20 protein-coding genes are annotated in these 19,754 nt (G+C 61.7%); 4 read left to right on the forward strand and 16 right to left on the reverse strand.

The genetic code is table 11. The annotated features are described in order from the left end of the window. Window positions 1-21: 21 nt before the first annotated feature. The 8 genes from rpsG to apaG all read right to left on the reverse strand — a co-directional run bounded on the left by rpsG (window position 22) and on the right by apaG (window position 6,549). Complete coding sequence (gene rpsG / locus NAP1_RS07360) at window positions 22-492, reverse strand: 30S ribosomal protein S7 (protein WP_007164629.1); 471 nt, start codon at window positions 490-492, stop codon at window positions 22-24. Between the two features lie 133 nt (window positions 493-625). Continuing rightward, window positions 626-997: a 30S ribosomal protein S12 gene (gene rpsL / locus NAP1_RS07365; protein ID WP_007164630.1), complete on the reverse strand. Its 372-nt coding sequence runs from the start codon at window positions 995-997 to the stop codon at window positions 626-628. Between the two features lie 459 nt (window positions 998-1,456). Continuing rightward, a complete protein-coding gene (locus NAP1_RS07370) occupies window positions 1,457-2,080 on the reverse strand; it encodes a hypothetical protein (protein WP_007164632.1) in 624 nt (207 codons plus the stop codon). Window positions 2,081-2,291: 211 nt separating this feature from the next. Beyond that, window positions 2,292-3,065 carry a serine protease gene (locus tag NAP1_RS07375; RefSeq protein WP_162013474.1) on the reverse strand — a complete coding sequence of 258 codons (774 nt, stop codon included), beginning with the start codon at window positions 3,063-3,065 and terminating at the stop codon, window positions 2,292-2,294. A gap of 279 nt (window positions 3,066-3,344) precedes the next feature. Continuing rightward, window positions 3,345-4,130 (reverse strand): winged helix DNA-binding protein, encoded by a 786-nt coding sequence (locus tag NAP1_RS15885; protein WP_007164634.1) that lies wholly within the window; start codon window positions 4,128-4,130, stop codon window positions 3,345-3,347. 553 nt (window positions 4,131-4,683) lie between these two features. Continuing rightward, entirely contained in the window at window positions 4,684-5,226 is a 543-nt protein-coding gene (locus NAP1_RS07385; RefSeq protein WP_007164635.1) for a GNAT family N-acetyltransferase, read from the reverse strand. A 49-nt stretch (window positions 5,227-5,275) separates the two neighbouring features. Next, the gene (locus NAP1_RS07390; protein ID WP_040464338.1) at window positions 5,276-6,064 is read right to left on the reverse strand and encodes a LysR family transcriptional regulator; all 789 of its coding nucleotides are present in this window, start codon (window positions 6,062-6,064) and stop codon (window positions 5,276-5,278) included. A gap of 71 nt (window positions 6,065-6,135) precedes the next feature. Beyond that, window positions 6,136-6,549, reverse strand: coding sequence for a Co2+/Mg2+ efflux protein ApaG (gene apaG / locus NAP1_RS07395; RefSeq protein ID WP_007164637.1), 414 nt, complete (start codon window positions 6,547-6,549; stop codon window positions 6,136-6,138). A 287-nt stretch (window positions 6,550-6,836) separates the two neighbouring features. Between apaG and NAP1_RS07400 the strand changes: the two genes are divergently transcribed. Together NAP1_RS07400 and NAP1_RS07405 are read left to right on the forward strand one after the other, a co-directional pair. Then, window positions 6,837-7,736: a polysaccharide deacetylase family protein gene (locus NAP1_RS07400; protein ID WP_007164638.1), complete on the forward strand. Its 900-nt coding sequence runs from the start codon at window positions 6,837-6,839 to the stop codon at window positions 7,734-7,736. Further along, window positions 7,733-8,521 (forward strand): formyl transferase, encoded by a 789-nt coding sequence (locus NAP1_RS07405; RefSeq protein ID WP_007164639.1) that lies wholly within the window; start codon window positions 7,733-7,735, stop codon window positions 8,519-8,521. Before NAP1_RS07400 ends, NAP1_RS07405 begins: the two co-directional genes overlap by 4 nt. Before the next feature lie 3 nt (window positions 8,522-8,524). Here NAP1_RS07405 and NAP1_RS07410 read toward each other — a convergent pair whose 3' ends face one another. From NAP1_RS07410 to NAP1_RS07425, 4 genes are all read right to left on the reverse strand, one after another. Continuing rightward, on the reverse strand, window positions 8,525-9,145 hold the full coding sequence (locus NAP1_RS07410; RefSeq protein ID WP_007164640.1) for a 2-hydroxychromene-2-carboxylate isomerase: 621 nt from the start codon (window positions 9,143-9,145) through the stop codon (window positions 8,525-8,527). A 126-nt stretch (window positions 9,146-9,271) separates the two neighbouring features. After that, window positions 9,272-10,789 (reverse strand): SulP family inorganic anion transporter, encoded by a 1,518-nt coding sequence (locus NAP1_RS07415; protein WP_007164641.1) that lies wholly within the window; start codon window positions 10,787-10,789, stop codon window positions 9,272-9,274. A gap of 346 nt (window positions 10,790-11,135) precedes the next feature. Next, entirely contained in the window at window positions 11,136-12,353 is a 1,218-nt protein-coding gene (locus tag NAP1_RS07420; RefSeq protein ID WP_007164642.1) for a PLP-dependent aspartate aminotransferase family protein, read from the reverse strand. A gap of 12 nt (window positions 12,354-12,365) precedes the next feature. Further along, window positions 12,366-12,911, reverse strand: coding sequence for a TetR/AcrR family transcriptional regulator (locus tag NAP1_RS07425; protein WP_007164643.1), 546 nt, complete (start codon window positions 12,909-12,911; stop codon window positions 12,366-12,368). A gap of 101 nt (window positions 12,912-13,012) precedes the next feature. Here NAP1_RS07425 and NAP1_RS07430 point away from each other — a divergent pair, with 101 nt between their 5' ends. Both NAP1_RS07430 and NAP1_RS07435 read left to right on the forward strand, forming a co-directional pair. Further along, window positions 13,013-13,411, forward strand: a complete 399-nt coding sequence (locus tag NAP1_RS07430) for a hypothetical protein (RefSeq protein ID WP_007164644.1) — start codon at window positions 13,013-13,015, stop codon at window positions 13,409-13,411. 57 nt (window positions 13,412-13,468) lie between these two features. Then, entirely contained in the window at window positions 13,469-14,827 is a 1,359-nt protein-coding gene (locus NAP1_RS07435; RefSeq protein WP_007164645.1) for a phospholipid carrier-dependent glycosyltransferase, read from the forward strand. 107 nt (window positions 14,828-14,934) lie between these two features. Here NAP1_RS07435 and NAP1_RS07440 read toward each other — a convergent pair whose 3' ends face one another. Genes NAP1_RS07440 through NAP1_RS07455 form a run of 4 tightly spaced genes read right to left on the reverse strand, consistent with a single transcriptional unit; the run spans window position 14,935 to window position 19,714 of the window. Then, window positions 14,935-16,026: a glycosyltransferase family 2 protein gene (locus NAP1_RS07440; RefSeq protein ID WP_007164646.1), complete on the reverse strand. Its 1,092-nt coding sequence runs from the start codon at window positions 16,024-16,026 to the stop codon at window positions 14,935-14,937. Between the two features lie 13 nt (window positions 16,027-16,039). Then, complete coding sequence (leuB, locus tag NAP1_RS07445; protein ID WP_007164647.1) at window positions 16,040-17,104, reverse strand: 3-isopropylmalate dehydrogenase; 1,065 nt, start codon at window positions 17,102-17,104, stop codon at window positions 16,040-16,042. Between the two features lie 10 nt (window positions 17,105-17,114). Continuing rightward, window positions 17,115-17,717: a DNA repair protein RecO gene (locus NAP1_RS07450; protein ID WP_007164648.1), complete on the reverse strand. Its 603-nt coding sequence runs from the start codon at window positions 17,715-17,717 to the stop codon at window positions 17,115-17,117. 11 nt (window positions 17,718-17,728) lie between these two features. Continuing rightward, window positions 17,729-19,714 (reverse strand): S9 family peptidase, encoded by a 1,986-nt coding sequence (locus NAP1_RS07455; RefSeq protein ID WP_007164649.1) that lies wholly within the window; start codon window positions 19,712-19,714, stop codon window positions 17,729-17,731. Between the last annotated feature and the right edge of the window lie 40 nt (window positions 19,715-19,754).

Consider the following 19,754-nt stretch of genomic DNA (forward strand, 5'->3'; position numbering starts at 1 on the left):
CCCTCGCCCGTTCCACAATCCTTACCAGCGGTAGTGCGAGAAGGCGCGGTTCGCGTCCGCCATGCGGTGCGTGTCTTCGCGCTTCTTGACGGCGTTGCCGCGGTTGTTGGCGGCATCCATCAGCTCACCCGACAGACGGGCGCTCATGGTGGTCTCGGGGCGACCGCGAGCCGCACCGATCAGCCAGCGGATCGCGAGAGCCTGGGCACGCTCGGGGCGAACCTCGACCGGCACCTGGTAGGTCGCACCACCGACACGGCGGCTGCGAACTTCGACCTGCGGCTTCACGTTGTTGAGCGCATCGTGGAACAGCTGCACCGGATCGGCCTTGGCTTTCGCCTCTACCGTTTCGAGCGCCGAGTAGACGATACCTTCAGCAACGGCCTTCTTACCGTCGAGCATGAGGTTGTTCATGAACTTCGAGAGAACCTGATCACCAAACTTGGGATCGGGCAGGATGACCCGCTTTTCGGGACGACGACGACGTGACATGTTTAAAACTCCTTTGGAGAGCCGCTCGCATCCGCGAGCGTCTTGGCGGCGCCGGCCCTCTCCCCCGCCCTTCCACCCGGATCGTATCCGTATGGGTGGAACGGCGCGGGAGAGGCCCGTCACCGCGTCTCAATTACTTCGGACGCTTGGCGCCGTACTTCGAGCGGGACTGCTTGCGGTCCTTGACACCCTGCGTATCGAGCACGCCGCGAAGGACGTGGTAGCGAACGCCGGGAAGGTCGCGAACACGGCCGCCGCGGATGAGCACAACCGAGTGCTCCTGCAGGTTGTGGCCTTCGCCCGGGATGTAGGAGATGACTTCGCGCTGGTTCGTCAGGCGCACCTTGGCAACCTTGCGAAGTGCGGAGTTCGGCTTCTTCGGCGTCGTGGTGTAGACGCGCGTGCAGACACCGCGCTTCTGCGGGTTCTGCTCCATTGCAGGGACCTTCGACTTGGCCTTCTGCGGAGTGCGGCCCTTGCGGACCAGCTGGTTGATCGTCGGCATAAGTTACTCTTCACCATGCTTGTTGCCGACCCTTCCGGGCGGGAAACCGGTTCCCACTTTCCCTGAAGGGATCGGCGCGGAGGTGGAACTTGCAGACGATTATGTGTGGAAGGTTGGACTTGCGCCTGCCGCCAGCGACCTAGGCCGCCAAGGCTTTGCGAGAAAGAGCCACCGCAAGAGCGGCGATCCTTTCGCAAAAGGCACAAGCTGAAAACGCTCCACCCAGAACCGGCCACGTGGCCACCGGGTTACTTTGACAGTCGCCCCACACCCGCTTTGATCGTGAAGATCATGCGCGAGCCCAATAGAAAAGGCCTTACTCCACCCTGAGCGTATCAGGAGCGAGCGAGGCCTGCGGGACGAACCGGCAATGTTCAGCTCTATTGTTCGAAGACGAGACTCGCACACAGCAAGCCGGTCACCGGATGGGCGCGCACATAAGGGGATGTGGGCGGGGGGTCAAGGGACTTCCGGTGCTTCAATAAGCCAATTAGCAACGATCCGCTCAAAATCGACATACGGTATCTGCTCGGGGTCGAATTCTAGCTGTTCACAGATGTCGATAAAATCAACCGAGAACCTCTGAAAGAGTCGAAGGAGAAGATTGTCACTCGGCAAAACGCGCCTTGATACATTTGCCAGCCAGTTACGGGTACGAGCCACCACATTGTCCGGATTGCCGCCATGGCCATTGATGTCCATTCCAGCCAGATCCGATAAGAACATTTGATACCGATACTGTTCGGTATCAAATATTAGTGTTCTTTTTGATTTATGGCTCTCACCGCCAAACCGCTTACAGGCGATGAACATCCCCAGCTCCAAAGGCATGTTGAATCTTGGCAAATCATTGGCTCGATCGAGCTCCGTCCGGCAGATATCATGAATCCCATATCGGCTTTCATTTATGATGCCGTAGAGCTTTTCGATCCTCGGTTCGCCGTTATCATCAAGCTCTCGGGCGGACCTTGGAATGAACCCGCACGCCATTACCGAGAACACGATTGCTCTAAACATCGGGAGATAATCGTCATCGAACGGGCAGTTGATGAAAACCTGCCGCGAAGAAGAAGTCTCACTCATTATTCACTTCTGGTTTTCGTATTTTGCGAGACCTTTTCCGACTTTTTTGATACTCGAGACAGTGAGGAAACACGAGAAATAGCTAAGTCGATTTTGGCCCCAGACAACTTGCTCTTTTTCGTCGCCTTAGGTGAGTATACGTATTTTCCGGTCAGTTTACTTCGGCCGACGACTTTCCATTTCTTATTTCCTGTTTCAATCTCTTTCTTCATTACTTCCAAAACTCCGAAATCAGCTTAGTGTTCGGTGCCGCTGTGCTGAATACTCTAAACGTGTCGACCGGCAAAGCAAATGTGATCGGCAAATCGACGTCGTCTTGGGTTATTCCGCTAAGGATCATGCCTAGCAGCTTTCCGCTTCGCGGATCACAAACAACTCCCCCACTCATACCGGCAAGCGCAAGTGCATTAATCTGCAACAATCGACTTTCGCCTTCAGAGGCAGGAGGCAAGATAGCGCTTACGATTCCATCGAAAAACGAAGGTTGAATGTGCCCCTTATTCGTGTCGTTTGCAAAGAAAATAGTCTCGCCAAGTGGGAAGCCGCCAAGCAAAACTCGCGAGCCGACACTCAACTTATCCGAGCTCGAAAAATCCACTGGCGCTGGTAGTTCACTTAGAGGCTGGTCGTCAGCGCCTGGAATTGCGAGGAGCGCGCAGTCGATCAGGCTTCCATTCTCCGAAAAACGTGGATCTTCAAACTTCTTAACCGACCTTATCGGGCGCAGATTGTTCCTTCCTTCGCCAGCAGAGGGCACGATTGCCATGGCTTCACCGCTCGACCGCGCGAGTTGTTCGACAACGTGCCAGCAAGTCAGGTAGTAACCGCGTCCGATCGCAATACATGTTCCTACCAACTCAATCTTCAGCCCACCAGATTCCGCCAGATACTCATCTTGTTCTACGAACATGCCCATCTCAGGGTCGTCAGTAGTGTGACCGATGGGCACCAGCTTATCGCCTAGCTTGGAGATGGAATTTCTCAACGCGACGCCTCCCCAAGTCGCGCTATTCTTGCCCCTCAAGTTCAACATCTCTCATCGGCGTGAAATCGCGCCTTTTTGCCCCTTCAAGATATGCTTTCACAAGTTCACGAAGCTAATGGCCCATTAAAATGACTTGAGCAATAGGCTGTTTGTACTCCGACGCTGCTAGGTAATTAGTTACCTTGCGAAACCGATGGTCAGTAACAAAGGCTCAGGTCGCCCGCTACGCCAAGCGATGAAATCCGTCGAATTCTTTGGAGCTCGAGATTAAGCGAGCTCTCAAACAGCAACCCGCTCCAGCACCCGCCCGACACCAAGCACGCCTTGCTTGGTCAGGCTCAGCAGCTTGACCCGTGCGTCTGTTGGCGAGGCTTCGCGCACGATCAGGCCTTGTTCTTCGAGTTGACCGATGTGGCGCAGGGCCGTGGTGGTCGGGCAATAGGCCGCGATGCTCAGGCTGGTGATCGACACCTTTGCCCCGCCCGCAAACTGCACGAACAGGTCCAGCAGCATGTACCACGCCGGATCGCCGAACAGGCCGCTTGGCAGGTACTTGTCTCGCAGCTTGCGTTGCTCAAGGAGCATCACCGCGCGCTTGGCCAGTTCAAGCGCGTTGCGCTCAATCCGGGCGGCGCCTGATGGCCAGTGATAGGCCAGCCGATTGTCGTTGGGCGACCATTCCTGATCGATAGCGTCTGCAAGCCTAAGCAGCGACCTGGCGACATCTCGCATTTCATTGGGGTCGAGGTTCTTCTCAATTTCCTCCAGAATGGCGAGACGCTCGGCATCGGGCTTCGGTTCCTCGACCTTCTGAACGCCGAAATCGTGGCCTGTTTCCGCCTGCCAGTCCGTCAGCAGGTTGAGGTAATCATCGACCAGATCGTCATTGGCTCCGAAAGCGAACCGTGCGTTGTGGACGAGGCCCTGCACACTACGCTCCGACAGACCCATCCGCGTCATGATCTGTTCGAGCGACACCTTCCCCGCGATAAGCTTGACGACGTCTCGCTCACTTCGGTTGAGATGCGGAAGCAGGTGCTCCGCGGCAAGGCGTTTTTCGGTCATTCACCCCCCCCTTTGGGTTTGCAGGGCCAATGCGCTTCGCCGTTATCGGGTCGCATTGCCTGCGCGGGGTCGTTCGGCTTTAAACTTCGCAAAATCAATAATCTAAGAGAACTTGTCCCGATTAAAACTCGGCAATCAGATCGCAATTTTCTGGTCTGCGCTTGTACGATTTTCCTACACGCCCAAAACCTGCCAACTAAACCGGTCCTTTCCTCTCCACAACAGGACCACGCCATGAAAACCCCTCCCTACGATCCAACACAGCCGCTTCCTCCCGGCCGCCCGGATGCTGGCTGGCAACCGCACGGCGACACCGATCAGCATGCGCACAATTCCGGCTGGGCGGCTCATGTGGCGACGGGGAATATCGGGGCGAACCCGCCCTGCCCTCCGGAAGTTGCGGCTCGGCGGGAGGCGAATGAGGGGGTATTGCGCGCGCATTCGCGGTGGCTCAGGAATTTGCGCTAGGACCGTGTAACATGCGGTCCACTTCTCGGTTTTCTGCGGGTTTGCGCTGGCGTTGGAGCGTTCCCTGCGGTCCGGCACAAGCGCCCTATTCGCCGCCGTTCCACTCGCTCTTGAGCAGGCCGTAGAGGTAGATGTCGCACAGGCCCGCATGGGTGGTCTCGTGCTCGCGCAAGTGGGCCTCGCGGGTGAAGCCTAGCGCTTCGAGCAGGCGGACCGAGGCGGCGTTGCGGGTGTCGACTTCGGCGGTGAGCTTGCGTGCGCCTTCGTCCTCGATTGCGGCGGTGAACAGGTGGCGGATGAGCGCCTCCATGCATTCGCGCGCGACGCCCTCGCGGGTGCGGTGGATGGCGGTGATGTAGCCGACCTCTTCGACGCCCTTCTCATGCGCGGGGAACGCGACGAAGCGGCCTGCGACGTCTCCGCCCGCATCCTCGGCGATCCAGGTGCGCCCGTTCCAGTCGGGATCGGCGAACCAGCCCCACAGCTCCTCTTCCGACGTGAAGGCGGGCCGGGTGAGGTAGAGGCTGACATCGTCGTCCGACATGGTCGCGAAAAGCGCGGCCGCATCCGAGCGGCGCAGCGGGCGCAAGGTGAAGCGGGGCGTGGTGAGGGTTTGGACGGCTCTCATGCCTCGCGCTGATACGCGAGGCGAAGCCGAGTGCAAGCCCGACCAGGCGTTACTGCGTTAGGTACTGCACCAGCGCCTTGACCTTCTTGGAGCGCCATTGCGGGACCGGGGCGACCAGCCAGTAAGCGCGGCGGCTCTCCACCGGCTCGTCCAGCGCGGTCAGCTGTCCGCGTTCAATCGCGCCCGCCACCAGCGGCAGCGGCAGGACGGTGCGGCCCATGCCGGCAAGCGCGCTCGCCAGAGCCTGTCCAGCAGAGCCCGCCTTGATGCACGGGCGAACGCCTTCGGGAAGCGCGGCTCCGGGCCAGTCGATCCAGGAATCGCGGGCCTTCGGGGCCTCGACCGTAACGCGGCGAGCCTCGGCAAGCTGGGTGCCTTCGAGCTCGCCGGGCCCATCGACCAACCGGATGGCAAGGTCGAGGTTCGCCTCGGTGAAGTCGGCGCCCTCATCGGCGAGGATGGTGTAGACGACACCGGGGGTGCCGGCCTGGAATTCGGCAAGGCGCGGGCTGAGCCACTCGGCGTAGAATTCGCGCGGGGCGGCGATGGTGTAGCGGTCGGAGGATTGCCCCGCCTGCATCGCGGCAACGCTCTCTTCGAACCGCAGGAAGCCTTCGCGCAGCGCGTCGAGACCCGCCTCGCCTTCGGGGGTGAGCTCCAGCCCCTTGGACGTGCGGCGGAACAGGACCACTCCGAGGTGATCCTCCAGCGCGCGGATCTGCTGGCCGACAGCGGCAGGCGTCACCGCAAGCTCGTCGGCTGCGCGGGTGAACGACAGGTGGCGCGCGGCAGCGTCGTAGACGCGCAAAGCGTTCAAGGGGAGGTGCGTGCGTTTCACGAAGGCCCGCTTAGAAGCGAGCGCGTTCTATCGCAAGATCAATGCAAATTGTGCGCTTGAAACGCCTTCTATCAGGCGCGCGACTGTCCGTCCGCAGTCTCAGGCGCGGCGAGCGGGAAGAACGGGATGCGCACTTCCATCGGTGAGCCGTCCGGCTTGTGGAAGGTGTAGAAGCCTTCCATCGATCCGTGCGTCGTCGTCAGCGGGCAGCCGGAGACGTAATCGTGGCTTTCACCCGGAGCGAGGACAGGCTGTTCGCCAACGACGCCCTCGCCATCGACATGGTTCACCATCCCGCGCGCATCGGTGATGCGCCAGTGGCGGGTGATGAGCTGGATCTGCTCATGCGATCCGTTCTCGATGCGGATGTGATAGACCCAGAACCACTTGCCCGTGTCGGGGTGTGATTGCTCGGGCAGGAAGTTGACCGCGACGCGCACGGTGATGCCTTCGGTGACGGCTGCGTGTTGGAAAAGTTCCTTCATACGAATCTATACGTAGCAATTCTCGTTCTGGCCTCAAGAGCGGGAGTGCCCTTAATCCACCTGCGAATAACGCAAGCCTTGTACCGCGCAGCGCCACAATGGACGATGAATGAACGGCTGCGGACTTCACCGGTTCCTTTGCGACAGCCGGTTTGACCCGGATTGCTGCGGGTCTGCACTTGCCGCGCGCGCGGCGACTGGGCTAGGTGAATGCCGACTGCACGGCGTGGCCGGTCCATCGCTGCGCCGCCGCACTTCTACCTTTCTGCGAGCCATCAAGCCCGATCATGCCCCACCTCACCTGCGTGCTGCACCATCACATCGGGGAGGAAGGTGCCTTCGAAAGAGGGCTTGGCCTGACCAGTTCGCGAGAGGCCTTTGAGCGTCAACTCGCGTGGCTGGATGAGCGCTATACGTTCGTGTCGCTTGATCAGGTCCTGAGCGGGGATTTGCCGGACGATCCCTTGCTGCTGACTTTTGACGACGCCTGGTACTCGGTGCTTGGCATTGCCCGCGAAGTACTGGGCCCGCGCGGGATACCTGCAGTCTACTTCATCAATCCCGGCATGGTTCAGGAAGGCGCGATCTCGCTCGATTCCATGCTGGCCTATGCCGTGAATACGTTCGGGATCGAGAAGGTCTGCGGCGTGCTTGGTATCCCGCCCCGCGATGCGGTGCATTCGCTGATCGTGAAGGACATGGCGCGGCTTGGCTCGGCCGAGCGTCAGGACGTGGTCGCCAAGTTGATCGCCGAGTTCGGTCCCATTGACCTCGGCGAACGCGCTCCGCTGTTGTCGGCACATGACCTGAAAGAGCTCGTTTCCCTTGGTATCGAGATCGGCAATCACACCAAGACCCATGTGCATTGCCGCAGCCTGTCCGCAGAAGAGATGCAGGAAGAGATCGCTGGCTCAAAGGCAATGCTGGAAGAGCTGTCGCAAAGCCGCGTGCGTTCGCTTTCGATACCCTATGGGCATGAGCTTGACCTTACCGACGAGGTGCATGCGCATGCGCGGCAGAGCGGTCACGAGGCGATCTTTCTTGTCCATGCCCGCGCCAACTGGCTGCGCCCGGCCAAGGACGTCTGGTATCGCCGCTCACTGACGAACCAGTCCAATCGCGAACTGGCCTCGGAATTTCGGGTGAAGCAACACCTCCGCTCCCTCAAAAAGGCGGTGCTGGGGTGAAGCGGTTGGTCATCATCACGGGCGACGGGCGCGAGCACAAGTATGTGACCAATGCGCTTTGCGAGGCCTACGACGTGGCCGCGATCCTCGTGTGCGATCCACCAGCCAAGAGGTCCTGGAAGAAGGTCCTCAAGCGCAATCCGGACCAGTTTTTGGGCAAGGCTCTGCGGGGCGGCTTTCTCAAGGTTACGAGCGACCGGGACAAGCGCGAGGCCAGCCTTGCGCGGGTGCTTGGCAAGACATCTGCGCAATTTGATCGCGAAGACCTCGTGCAGCGGGTCGGGAGGCCAAAAGCTGGCCGCCTGCTCAAGACGGTCGAGGCGCTCCAACCGGATGTGCTGGCGATCTACGGAACCGGTATGATCCCTGACGATGTGCTGGAGAGCGCGACTGATATCGCGCTCAACATGCACACCGGGATTTCGCCGCATTACCGCGGGGTCAGCTGCGCGATGTGGCCGATCCTCGACGAGCGGCCCGACATGGTCGGAGCGACCGTCCACGAATGCACCTCGGCGGTTGATGGCGGCAAGGTGTTCTTCACCGGACGCGCGAGCTTGCAGTCACATGACGACCTGCACGCCGTCTTTGGCCGCGCTGTCGAGGTGGGCGCTCAGGGCTACGTGAAAGTGGTCGGAGAGGTTCTCGACGGCACAGCTGAGGGCGCCGAGCAAGACCACTCGATCGGCACCGAGTATCGCGGCAAGGATCTCAACATCTGGACCGAGCTAGAGTCGCGAAGGGCGCTCAAACGGTTGCGCAAAGCCGGACGACTGGCGACTTAACCGCTACCCCTTTTCGAGCTCTTCCTCGATCTGGGCTAGGCGTTCCTTACCGAAGAACATATCCTGCGGACCGTCCTTAGGGCCAACATAAAGCGTCGGAATACCGAACGCGCCGCGTTCCACCGCGCTGTCGGTGTTGGCGACAAGACCCTGTTTCACCTCGTCGGTCTGCGTCCGCTCGAACAAGTCCTTCGCATCGAAGCCTGCTGCTGCAACCGCTGCGCCGAGGGCTTCGGGGTCGGTGACATCGACGCCCTGTTCCCAGATCGCAGGCAGCATTCCTTCTACGAATTGCACGCCGCGGCCGTCCTGATCGGCGGCGAATAGCATCCGCTGAAGCGTGATTGAGTTGAACGGGAACTTGGGGTGCAGCTTGTATTTGCTCAGCTGATGCTTTTCGATGAAGCGCCGCATCTCGAGCATCGAATACTCGACCTTGCCCTTCACATCGGCATCGCGGATCATCGGAGGCGCGTTGCCGGTGAGCTTGTGCATCCCGCCAAGGAACACCGGCGTGACGTCGAGCTCTGCCCCGGTCCGCTTGACGAGATCGCGCAGCGGCCACCAGATCATGTAGGCATTGGGACTGACGAAATCGAAGATCAGCTCGACGCGGTTTGCCATGGGAACTCTCCTGATAAGATTGTCCCCATGGCTCGCACGACGCGTCGCGCGTTTCAAGTCTGTTTTTCAGACGTTATGCTTTCGGGCCTCAGGCGCCGAGCGCGCTCACGACGCCGATTGCGCTGGCTAGCCCGTCGGTGAGAGGCCCAGTTCCACCCCGGTCCTGTCTTCCAGCGCAAAGCGATCAAACAGGTCGGCGCTTGCCGCGTTCAGGCCGACCACACGCGTGTGACGGCCATTGCGGCGCATGCGCTCGATGACTTTCTCAAGCGCACCGATGGCAGAGATGTCCCAGAAATGCGCCTGGCTCACGTCGATCACCACGTGATGTGCGGCGTCATCGTACTGGCTTTCCGGGCCGAGCAGGTCGACGAAGCGGTCGACGCTGGCGAAGAATATCTCGCCCCTCACATGATAGACTGCGGAGTGCGGTCGGCGCACGCGCTCGACAGTGAACATGTTCTTCACCTTCTGCGCGAAGAAGATGCCCGACAGCAGCACACCGACAAGCACGCCAAGCGCAAGATCGTGGGTCCACACAACCGTGACAACCGTCGCGATCATCACGATCGAGCTGGTCGGCGGATGGCGGCGCAGGTTCGGGATCGAGTTCCAGCTGAACGTCCCGATGCTGACCATAATCATCACGGCAACCAGCGCCGGCATCGGCACCTGTCCGACCCACGGGCCAAGAACGGTGAGGAGGAACAGCAGGAACGCGCCAGCGGTAAAGGTCGACAGTCGCCCGCGCCCGCCCGAGGTCACGTTGATGACCGACTGCCCGATCATGGCGCAGCCACCCATGCCGCCAAAGCAGGCAGCGACCACGTTGGCGATGCCCTGCCCCGCGCTCTCGCGGCGCTTGTTGCTTTCGGTGTGGGTCATGTCATCGACGATCTGCGCGGTGAGCAGGCTTTCCAGCAATCCGACCGCCGCCATCGTGAGCGAGTACGGCGCGATGATCTGCAACGTCTCCCACGTCAGCGGCACGTCGGGCAGCGCAAAGGTTGGCAGGCCATCGGGCAGAGTGCCCTCGCCCGCGACATTGTTGACGGGCAGGCCCCAGTAAATTGCCGCAGCGGTCAGCAAGACGATGGCGACAAGCGGGCTTGGCACCGACTTGGTGATGCGCGGGAAGCCGTAGATGATGCCAAGGCCGACCGCGACCATCGCCCAGGTCCACGGGCCCACGCCCTCGTTACCCGGCATCAGCTGAGGTATCTGCGCCATGAAAATGAGGATTGCGAGCGCGTTGACGAAGCCCGTGATGACGCTGCGCGAGACGAATTGCATAAGCAGGTCGAGCCGCAGCACCGCCGCAATACCCTGGAAAATGCCCATCAAGATCGTCGCGGCAAAGAGGTAATCGACCCCGTAATCGCGCACCAGCGGGATCACGACAACCGCAACCGCAGCCGTGGCCGCCGATATCATGCCGGGACGCCCGCCAGTAAAGGCGATCACCATGGCAATCGCGACGCTCGCATAAAGCCCGACGCTCGGGTCGACGCCCGCGATCAGCGCAAAGCCGATTGCCTCGGGGATCAGCGCGAGGGCGACAACGATCCCTGCAAGAATGTCTGCGCGAGGCTGCGCGAACCAGTCACGGCGGAAGGTTTCCGCGAAGGAGCGGGTCTGGGTCATGGTCGGATCTATCCGGAAATGTCTGTGAGCCGGACAGGTGGAGAGAGTGCGCCCGGACTGGAGAAGTGATGCAGCCACATAGGCAATCATGCTGCATTGCACAACCGCGCTGTCCGTGCATGACGTGGTTAAATTGGCGTTAGCGTCGTTCGCTCCTGAATTGTTAGGAGCCGGTAAGCCAATACCGGCAGTGTCTTGGTATGCACGCGTGCATGCCCTGACTTGGCGAAGGCCACACGAAAGGTCGTTCCAACCGCTGCGTTAGAGACCATCGAACCGCAGCGGATGTGCTTAGAAGCCGGGGTGGCGCGTCATGCGCGTTGCCCCGGCTTTTTGCGGTTGAACCCTACATGCCCGCCGCGCTGAGCGCCCGGTCCATGTCCTCGGTAAGGTCGGCGATGTCCTCAAGCCCCACATTGATGCGAAGGAGGCCTTCGGAAACGCCCATTTCCTCGCGCGCTTCCTCGCCCATGTTTGCGTGCGTGGTGCTCGCCGGGTGGCACATCAAGCTGCGCGCATCGCCGATATTGTTGGAGATATCGACGAGCTCCAGCCCGTTGAGAATCTGAAAGGCGCATTCGCGCGTCCCGACGTCGAAGGCAAAGATCGGACCCGTCGCTTCCATTTGCGAAAGCGCGAGATTGTGGCGCGCATGGCTCGGCAGGCCGGGATGGCGCATGTGGCCGCCTGCCTTGGTCACGCGCGGTTCGAGAAACTCACCCAGCGCAACGGCATTGCGGCTCTGCTGGTGAGCGCGCAGGCTCAGCGTCTCAAGCCCCTTGTGCACGACCCAGGCGTTGAATGCGCTGATCGTGGGTCCGGTGTTGCGCTGAAACGGCATGAGCGTCTCGTTCACCCACTCCTCGCTCCCGCAGATTGCGCCGGCGAGCACCCTGCCCTGCCCGTCCATCAGCTTGGTCGCGCTGTAAGCGACGACGTCCGCGCCAAACTCCATCGGGCGCTGCAAGGCTGGCGAGGCAAAGGCGTTGTCGACCACCGTGGTGATCCCGTGCGCCTTGGCGAGGTCGCAGACGTGCTTGAGATCAACGATATCGAGCGTCGGGTTGGCCGGGGTCTCGAAGAAGAACACCTTGGTATTGGGCCGGATAGCCGCTTCCCATGCCGCATCGTCAGCGCTGTCGATCACCGATGTTTCGATCCCGAAACGCGGGAGCAGATGGTCGACCAGCCAACGGCACGACCCGAAAGCGGCGCGCGCGGCGACCACATGGTCGCCGGCGGACAGTTGGCAGAGCAATGCAGCGGTCATGGCCGCCATCCCGCTCGCCTGAGCGCGGCAGGCCTCGGCCCCTTCCATCAAGGCGATCCGCTCTTCCAGCATCGCGACGGTCGGGTTCTGAAGGCGCGAATAGGTCATGCCCTCGGCTTCGCCCGCAAACCGGTCCGCAACGGTCTGCGCATCGTCGTAGGTGTAGCCCGAGGTGAGGAACAACGCCTCGCTCGTCTCGCCATGTTCCGAGCGCCACGTCCCGCCGCGCACGGCCTGTGTCGCGGGTCGCCAGTTGCGCGTCGTTGCGCGGTCCATTCCGGTGGTCTTCTTCATCTTGCAGCCCGATTAGTCGCCAGAAAGGTTGCCCGCAAGGTCGCTCGCAAGCAGTCCTTCACGCGCTGTTCGTGCATGACCCACGGTGCTGAGCATCTGCGCTCCCTCGATCAGCGTGAGAAGGTACCGCGCGCCGCCAACCGGATCGGGGTCGTTCTCGGGCATCTGGGTTTCCAGCCACTCGAGCAACCGAGCCATGACCGCCTCGGCGGCCTCGTGATAGCCAGGCACACCGCGAGCCGAGCCCGCCACGATCTCCCACCAAAGGGTTTGGAAGGGCTGCATGGCTGGCTCCCTCACCTGAGCGAGGATGCGCGAGACGACTTCTTGCCTGCTCTGCGCGCGCTCACCACCCACGGCGGCATCAAGCGCCAGCGAATAGGTGTCGGCAATGTGCGCGAGGATGTCGGCAAGCAACTGCTCCTTGTTGCCGAAGTGGTAGATCAGCATTCGGTCGCTTGTCGCTGCTGCCTTGGCCAGTGGCCGAAGGCTGGCAGCGGCGAGCCCGTGCTCAAGGACATGGGCCGCAAGAAGCGGAAGAAGCGTCTCGCGGCTCATTTGAGATCTGTTGGATGCGCTGGACATAGGGCCTTGTAGCGAGTGCTACATTACGCTACAAGCTTTTGTAGCACTCGCTACAACGATGAGGAAAATTTGTCATGAGTCCCACTGAAATCCTGTTTATCGCTGGCATTGCAGGCGGGCTCGTCGCATTCGCCTCGATCCTGGCGCGCCATCAAAAAACCGGAAGTGCCCTTATGGCCGCGATGCTTGGAGCAGGCTTTGCTGGCTACACCACGATCCAGTTGTGGCAGGAAGGGCCGGTGATGTTCTGGGTGAACCACTCGCAAAACCTTACCGGCATTCAGGTTTGGTGGGATCTGATCGCGGCGGTTCTGATTGCCTTCTTCTTCATTGCACCGCGAGCGCGCGCAGTGGGAATGAATGTCGCGCTTTGGGGGCTATTCGTAATATCGACCGCCAGCATCGGACTTCTCGCCATGTGCGCGCGGCTGTTTTATCTCGAATGCGCGCAGCCGGAAGCGCCAACCGCCTGATCATAGATGCCTAACAAGCTTGCAGGGGCCTGAGTGCTTGCCTAAGCGCTCGGGTCCATGACCGAGGCCCAAGCCCAGAGTGTCGACGACGCACCAGAGCCGCTTCATCGCGCTCACGAAAGCGCGCCGGAGCACCCCAGCGATCCCTGGGTCTGGTGCCTCGTTATCCCGGCGATCTTCGCGCTGATAGCAGGCTTCCGGCTTACGACCCCTTCTGCGCCCTATTTCGACGAGGTTCACTACCTTCCGGCAGCGCGCGAATTTCTCAATGCGTGGGCGGGCGTGACCGGGGAATACGTGAACCGCGAACATCCCCTTCTCGGCAAGGAGCTGATTGCGCTAGGCATGTACCTATTCGGCGACAATCCGCTGGGTTGGCGGATCATGCCACTCATCGCAGGGATCGTGGCTGTCGGCGCGAGCATGCGGGCGATGTGGCATACGAGCGAGGACAGGTTCGCGACGGTCGCGTTTGGTATCCTGCTGGTGACCGGTTTTCACCTGCTGATCCATGCCCGGATCGCGATGCTCGATATCTTCATGGCGGCGTTCCTGTCGCTCGCCGCATGGCAATTCGCTGCCGCCATTCGCGAACCGGAGACCGCGCGCACCCGTCTTATTCTCACCGGCATTGCCATCGGCTGCGCTTTGGGAAGCAAGTGGAATGCAGTGCCGCTGGCGATGGTGCCCGGCCTCACCTTCTTCGCAGCGCGCCTGTCGGCAGGCCGTCGCCGCCTGTTCACGAGCCGCCGCGGTGTTCCGATACCCGGCATCAGCCTGATCGAAGCGTTCCTATGGCTCGGTGTCCTGCCGCTTGCGATCTACGCGCTGACTTTCATGCCGGGACATTGGCTGGGCAGCGAGCTTCGCCCCTCGCCGCTCTCAGAGCTTGGCCTTTTCGGGCTGCACGCTGACATGCTCGCGCTTCAGCAGCAGGTGCTCGCCCCGCATTCCTATCAGAGCAACTGGCCGCAATGGGTGATGAACACGCGCGGCATCTGGTATCTCTATGAGTTCGTCGATGAGGCGCAGCGCGGGGTTCTGCTGATCGGCAATCCGCTGACCATGCTGATTGGCCTGCCTGCGTTGGTGTGGTGCCTTGTCGCGGGGCTTTACCGAAGCGACTGGGCCAAGATCGCGGTGGTTGTCGGTTACGGTGTCAGCCTCGGCCTGTGGCTGATCGCGCCCAAGCCTGTGCAGTTCTATTATCACTACGTCATGCCGAGCATGTTCCTGCTCGGCGCACTGGCCTTGTCGCTGAGCGATTTGAGGCAAGCGGGATGGAACAGGCTGGCTTACGGCGTACTTTTGGCGAGCGCGGGTCTGTTCGGGGTGTTCTACAAGATCCTGACCGCCGCACCGCTCGATGGGCCCATGAGCTTTGCCGATTGGACCTGGATCGCGGGCTGGAGGTAGCTTTTTTGCGCCCTCAGACGCCGGGCGCAGGCCATCCGGCCTGCTTGGCTTCGCGCCATAAGGCGCGGCGGCCAGTCGACCTTGCGGCTGCTGCGCAGCCGGTTTGCCTAGAACCGCCCCCACACGAAGCGGCTGGATAGCGCGTAATTCCATACAGAGCCGATGAGGATGCCCGCCAGTGCGGCGAGCGCCCAGAACAGCCCCTGAGATTGCAACAGTGTCGCCACCGCGACGTTTGCGAAGCCGCCCACTGCACAAGTCAGGCAGAACCCCGCCCAGCCCCGCAGGAACTCGCCCCACCCCTTCAGACGGCGGTCGCGATAGGTCAGCCAGTTGTTGAGCCAGAAGTTGAAACTCATCGCGGTCAGCACGGCGGCGGCCTGCGACACGGTGAAGGCTTCCTCGAACACGAAAAGCAGGCTCGCGAGCACCGCCATGTGCACGATCACACCCAGCGCCCCGACCGTGCCGAATAGCGCAAAACGCGTCGGGATCAGGCGGCCCAGCGACTTGTCATAAATCCCGGCGAGGAAATCGAACAGGATCGCCCGGTCAAGCTTGCTTTCGCCCTCGCGGCGCTTGGCGAATTTCAGCGGAAACTCCTTCACTTTCATCGGCGCATCGGCGGTGGCGAGCAGATCGAGAAGGATCTTGAAGCCGATCCCCGACAACCGCGGTACAAGCGCCCGCGCGGTCACCGTTGGCAACATGAAATAGCCGCTCATCGGATCGGTGAGTTCGACCCCTGTGATCCCGCGTGCGATCCGGTTGGCGAGGTTGGAAAGTCTTTCGCGCTCGGGCTGCTGCCAGTCGGCGGTGCTCGCCCCTTCGGCAAATCGGCTGGCAACGCAGATCTCAGCCTCGCCGGCTTTTAGCGCATCGAGCATTCCAGCAAGCAGCGCGGGATCGTGCTGGTGGTCGGCGTCCATGACGGCCACATACGGCGCAGCGGTCGCGCAGAACCCCTCTATCGCCGCACTCGCAAGCCCGCGCCTGCCGATCCGCTGGATCACCCGGACCCGGCGATCAGTCCGCGCAAGATCGCGGCCCTCGTCTGCTGTCCCATCTTTGCTGTCGTCGTCGACAATGAGCACTTCCCAGCCCTCGGTCCCGAGGGCCGCTTCGATGCGCTCGACAAGCGGCGCAAGGTTGCCGCGCTCGTTGAGCGTCGGGAGAATTATCGCAAGCTCAAGGCTCATCGCTGGATGCTGGCTAGAGCCGCTCCCTCACCGCAGCGCCGATCGCCTCGGTCCCGTGCTCTCCGCCAAGGTCGCCGCCGAGGAAACCGTCTGCCAGCGCCTTTTCGACCGCCGCCTCGATCCGCGCTGCTTCGCTGTCGAGACCGAAGGAGTGGCGCAGCATCATGGCTGCCGAAAGGATCGTCGCCATCGGATTGGCGATACCCCTGCCCGCGATATCGGGCGCGCTGCCGTGGATCGGTTCGTAGAGGCCGAAGATGCCATGGTCGGTGCGGCGTTCGCCCATCGAGGCGCTGGCGAGCAGGCCGATCGACCCGACCGCCGCGCTGGCCAGATCGGACAGGATATCGCCGAACAGGTTGCCGGTCAGGATCACACCGAAGCTGCCCGGATTGCTGATGATCTGCATCGCGGCGTTGTCGACATACATGTGGCTAAGCTCGATATCGGGATGAGCGCCAGCCGCCGCGTTGACCGTGTCGCGCCACACCTGGCTGGTTTCGAGCACGTTTGCCTTGTCGACGCTGGTCACGCGGTACTTGTCATCGCCTGCGCGCGCGGTTCGAAAAGCAACGCGGGCAATCCGGCTGACCTCGGTTTCGGAGTAGGACATCATGTCCCACCCCTCGCGCGTGCCGTCGATGGCCACCCGTTCGCCCTTGTCCCCGAAATACACGTCGCCGGTGAGTTCGCGCACGATCATCATGTCAAGCTGGCCCGCGATCTCCGGCTTCAGGGGAGAGAGGTGCTCCAGCCCCTCATAGACCTTGGCCGGGCGCAGATTGGCGAACAGGTCGAGCTCCTTGCGAAGGCCGAGGATCGCCTGTTCGGGGCGCAGATGCCGGTCGAGCCTGTCGCAATCGGGATCGCCGACAGCGCCGAACAGCACTGCATCGCAGGACTTGGCAATCGTCAGCGTTTCGGGCGGAAGCGGATGGCCGTGGCGTTTGTAAGCGATGCCGCCAACGTCGCCTTCGAACAGTGTAAGTCCGGGCAGGTTCACCGCCTCTAGCACTTTCACCGCCTCGCGGGTGACTTCGGGGCCGATCCCGTCGCCTGGCAGAATTGCGATCTTCATAACCTCGCCCTCACTCGATCATGCGCTTCAGGCGCTCCCCCAATGCAACCCTCGCGGCCATAACATCGCGGGGGTTTCCCGCAAGAAGGTAGTCGCGGATCGGGCGGTGAAGCCGGCGGAAAGCCTCGAATTGTGCTTCGAGGTCAGCGGCCATGTCAGGCTTCTCGCCGCCATAGCCAAGCTCGCGCAGCAGCATCGCCTCGTAAGCCACCATCGCGGCAAGCCAACCGCGCGCGCTGGGTGCGTGGCAGATTGCCTCCAGCAACGCTTCGAACGCGGAAAAAAGCGATGGGTACGGATTGCGCTCGGGCAAGGTCGAGGCGGTGAGCGCGCATGCCCAGCCGATCGCGGCTGCGGGCAGCGGCTCGGTCATCCATGGTGCGCGGCTGACTGCCAGTTCGATCCGGGCGAAAGGCAGTTGGCTGTCAGACTTGGAGCGAATCTCCGCCTCAAGCGAATTGCCCGGAATGACCACGGGGCGCAGCTGCCGCCCTCGCCCACCGGCGACATAGGCGGCAACGAGGCCGTGTTCCTCAGTCATCAGACGGGCAATAACCGCCGTCTCCCCATGCGCACGCGCTGCGACGAGGATCGCGGGGACGGAGATGTTCAAATCAACTAACCCTATTCGACTTCGGCCAGACCCAGCTGCTCTTCGATGAATTCCGCCTGCTTGCGATAGTAGAACAGCTGGTTCGACAGCTTGCGCCAGCCGTGCCCTTCGTCGGGAATGCGCACGAAGGGAGCCTCGACCCCATTATCTCGAAGGGTCTTCACCATCACTTCGGTCTCGTAGATGTCGATGCGCGGGTCCATCACGCCGTGTGAGTAGAGCACCGGCACGCGAATCTGGTCGGCTTTGCGGATCGGCGAATTGACGCGGTAAAACTCGCGCCAGCGGTCTTCGGTGATGTCGCCATATTCGATCCGGTCAGACGCCTTGAGCGCAGGCGAAGCGACCTCTAGCGCGGTGATCCAGTCGGCGACACCGAACAGCGACACCCCGGCGGCAAATTCGCCCGGATATTCGGCCAGAACGGCGTTCACGGCATAGCCGCCGTATGATCCGCCCATTACCGCAGCGCGGTCGCCATCGATCAGCCCATCGGCTGCAAGCGCGTTCTTCAGGTCGACGAGATCGCTGATCGAATTGAGGCGATTTTCGCGGTCGTCGAGCGTCGCATAAGTGCGGCCGAGCCCGGTGCTTCCGCGCACATTAGGCTCGAACACCGCGACGCCCCTTGCGACGTGATATTGCGCAATCGGGTCGAAGCTCGCCTGCGACTGGCCCGAGGGTCCGCCGTGAACGGAAAAGACCACCGGCGGCGCGCTGTCGCCCGTGCCTGCACCTTCGGGCAGGTAAAGCAGCCCCTGCAATTCCACCCCATCGCGCGCAGCGTAGCGCACGACCTGTGGGCGAATTAGGCGTTCGGGATCGAGCCCGGCATAGTTCGCCGCAAACACCTTTTCAGAGGTGCCTTCGATGGGGTTCGTCATCCACAATTCGCCCGGCGTCTGCCAGCCGCTGACGCGGATCAGAAGATCGCCTTCTGCCTCGCAGTCCAGCGAATAGGTGCCTTCGGGCATTTCGGGCATGGCGATCGGGCGCTTCTCAACCACCTGCCAGCCGCGAAGGCGGTCAAAGCCATCGTCATTCTCGGTCCAGTAGAGGTAGGAGCCACCCTCACCCGCGCCGCACAGTTCGAGGTTTTCGACATCGCGGTCCGATCCGAAGACCATCTCGAAACTGCCGCTTTCGACATCGTAGAAGGAGAGCGCGCCATATTCGCGGCCAAGGTTGGTCGAGAAATAGAAGCCGCGCGAATTGGGCCACCATTCGAAGCCGCCCAGCGTATGGCTCGCACGGTTCTCGACCGGAGGCTTGGAGATCGTAGTCATCTCCTTTGTCGCGAGATCGAGGAGGTAGAGATTGTCAGCATCCTCGCCCACAGTTTCGGTCACGATGGCGTATTTGCCATTCGGCGAGATCGAGCGTGCGGCAAGACCAAGCTCGCTTTCGACCAGCAACTCGGACGCGCCGTCCATCGTGCCGCGATAGATGTCGAACACCCCGGCCCCGCGCGCGGTCGACGCGTAGATGAAGCTGCCATCCTCGGCAAAGCCGCCAAAGATGCGGAAGTCGCCGCGCGCTGCCGGGAGGATTTCGGTCTCGCTCATCCCGTCGGGCGTGAGGACGAAATAGCCGGGTTGCTCGTTGCCGTCGCGGTCGGCGGAATAAAACAGGGCTGATCCGTCGGGGGTCCAGACAGGTGCGCCGACGCCGGTTTCGAACGTCACCTGCCGCGGCACGCCGCCGCTTGCGGGCATGACCCAAAGCTCGCTCTGGCCGGTTATGTCCCACGAGAACGCGATGGTTTCGCCATCGGGCGAGAGGTTGGCTGCTCCCGGACCGCCAGCAAGCAGATAGCGCGCAATGTCTGCGGGGTACTCGCCCGCGCGGCCAAGCGTGACGCCGCTGCCATCAGGCTCCATCGCCTCGATCGAAAGGTCAGCGCCCTTCGCGCCGCCGAAGGTTTCTTCGGCGTCCTGGGCGAAAGCGGCGGAGGAAAGCGAAAGCGCCGTTGCGGCGAGCAGGATGGATCGGATCATGGATGCCTCTTGGGATGCCTCTCGAAACAAGAAGTTCGCG

Source organism: Erythrobacter sp. NAP1 (assembly GCF_000152865.1).
Classification (GTDB): Bacteria; Pseudomonadota; Alphaproteobacteria; order Sphingomonadales; family Sphingomonadaceae; genus Erythrobacter.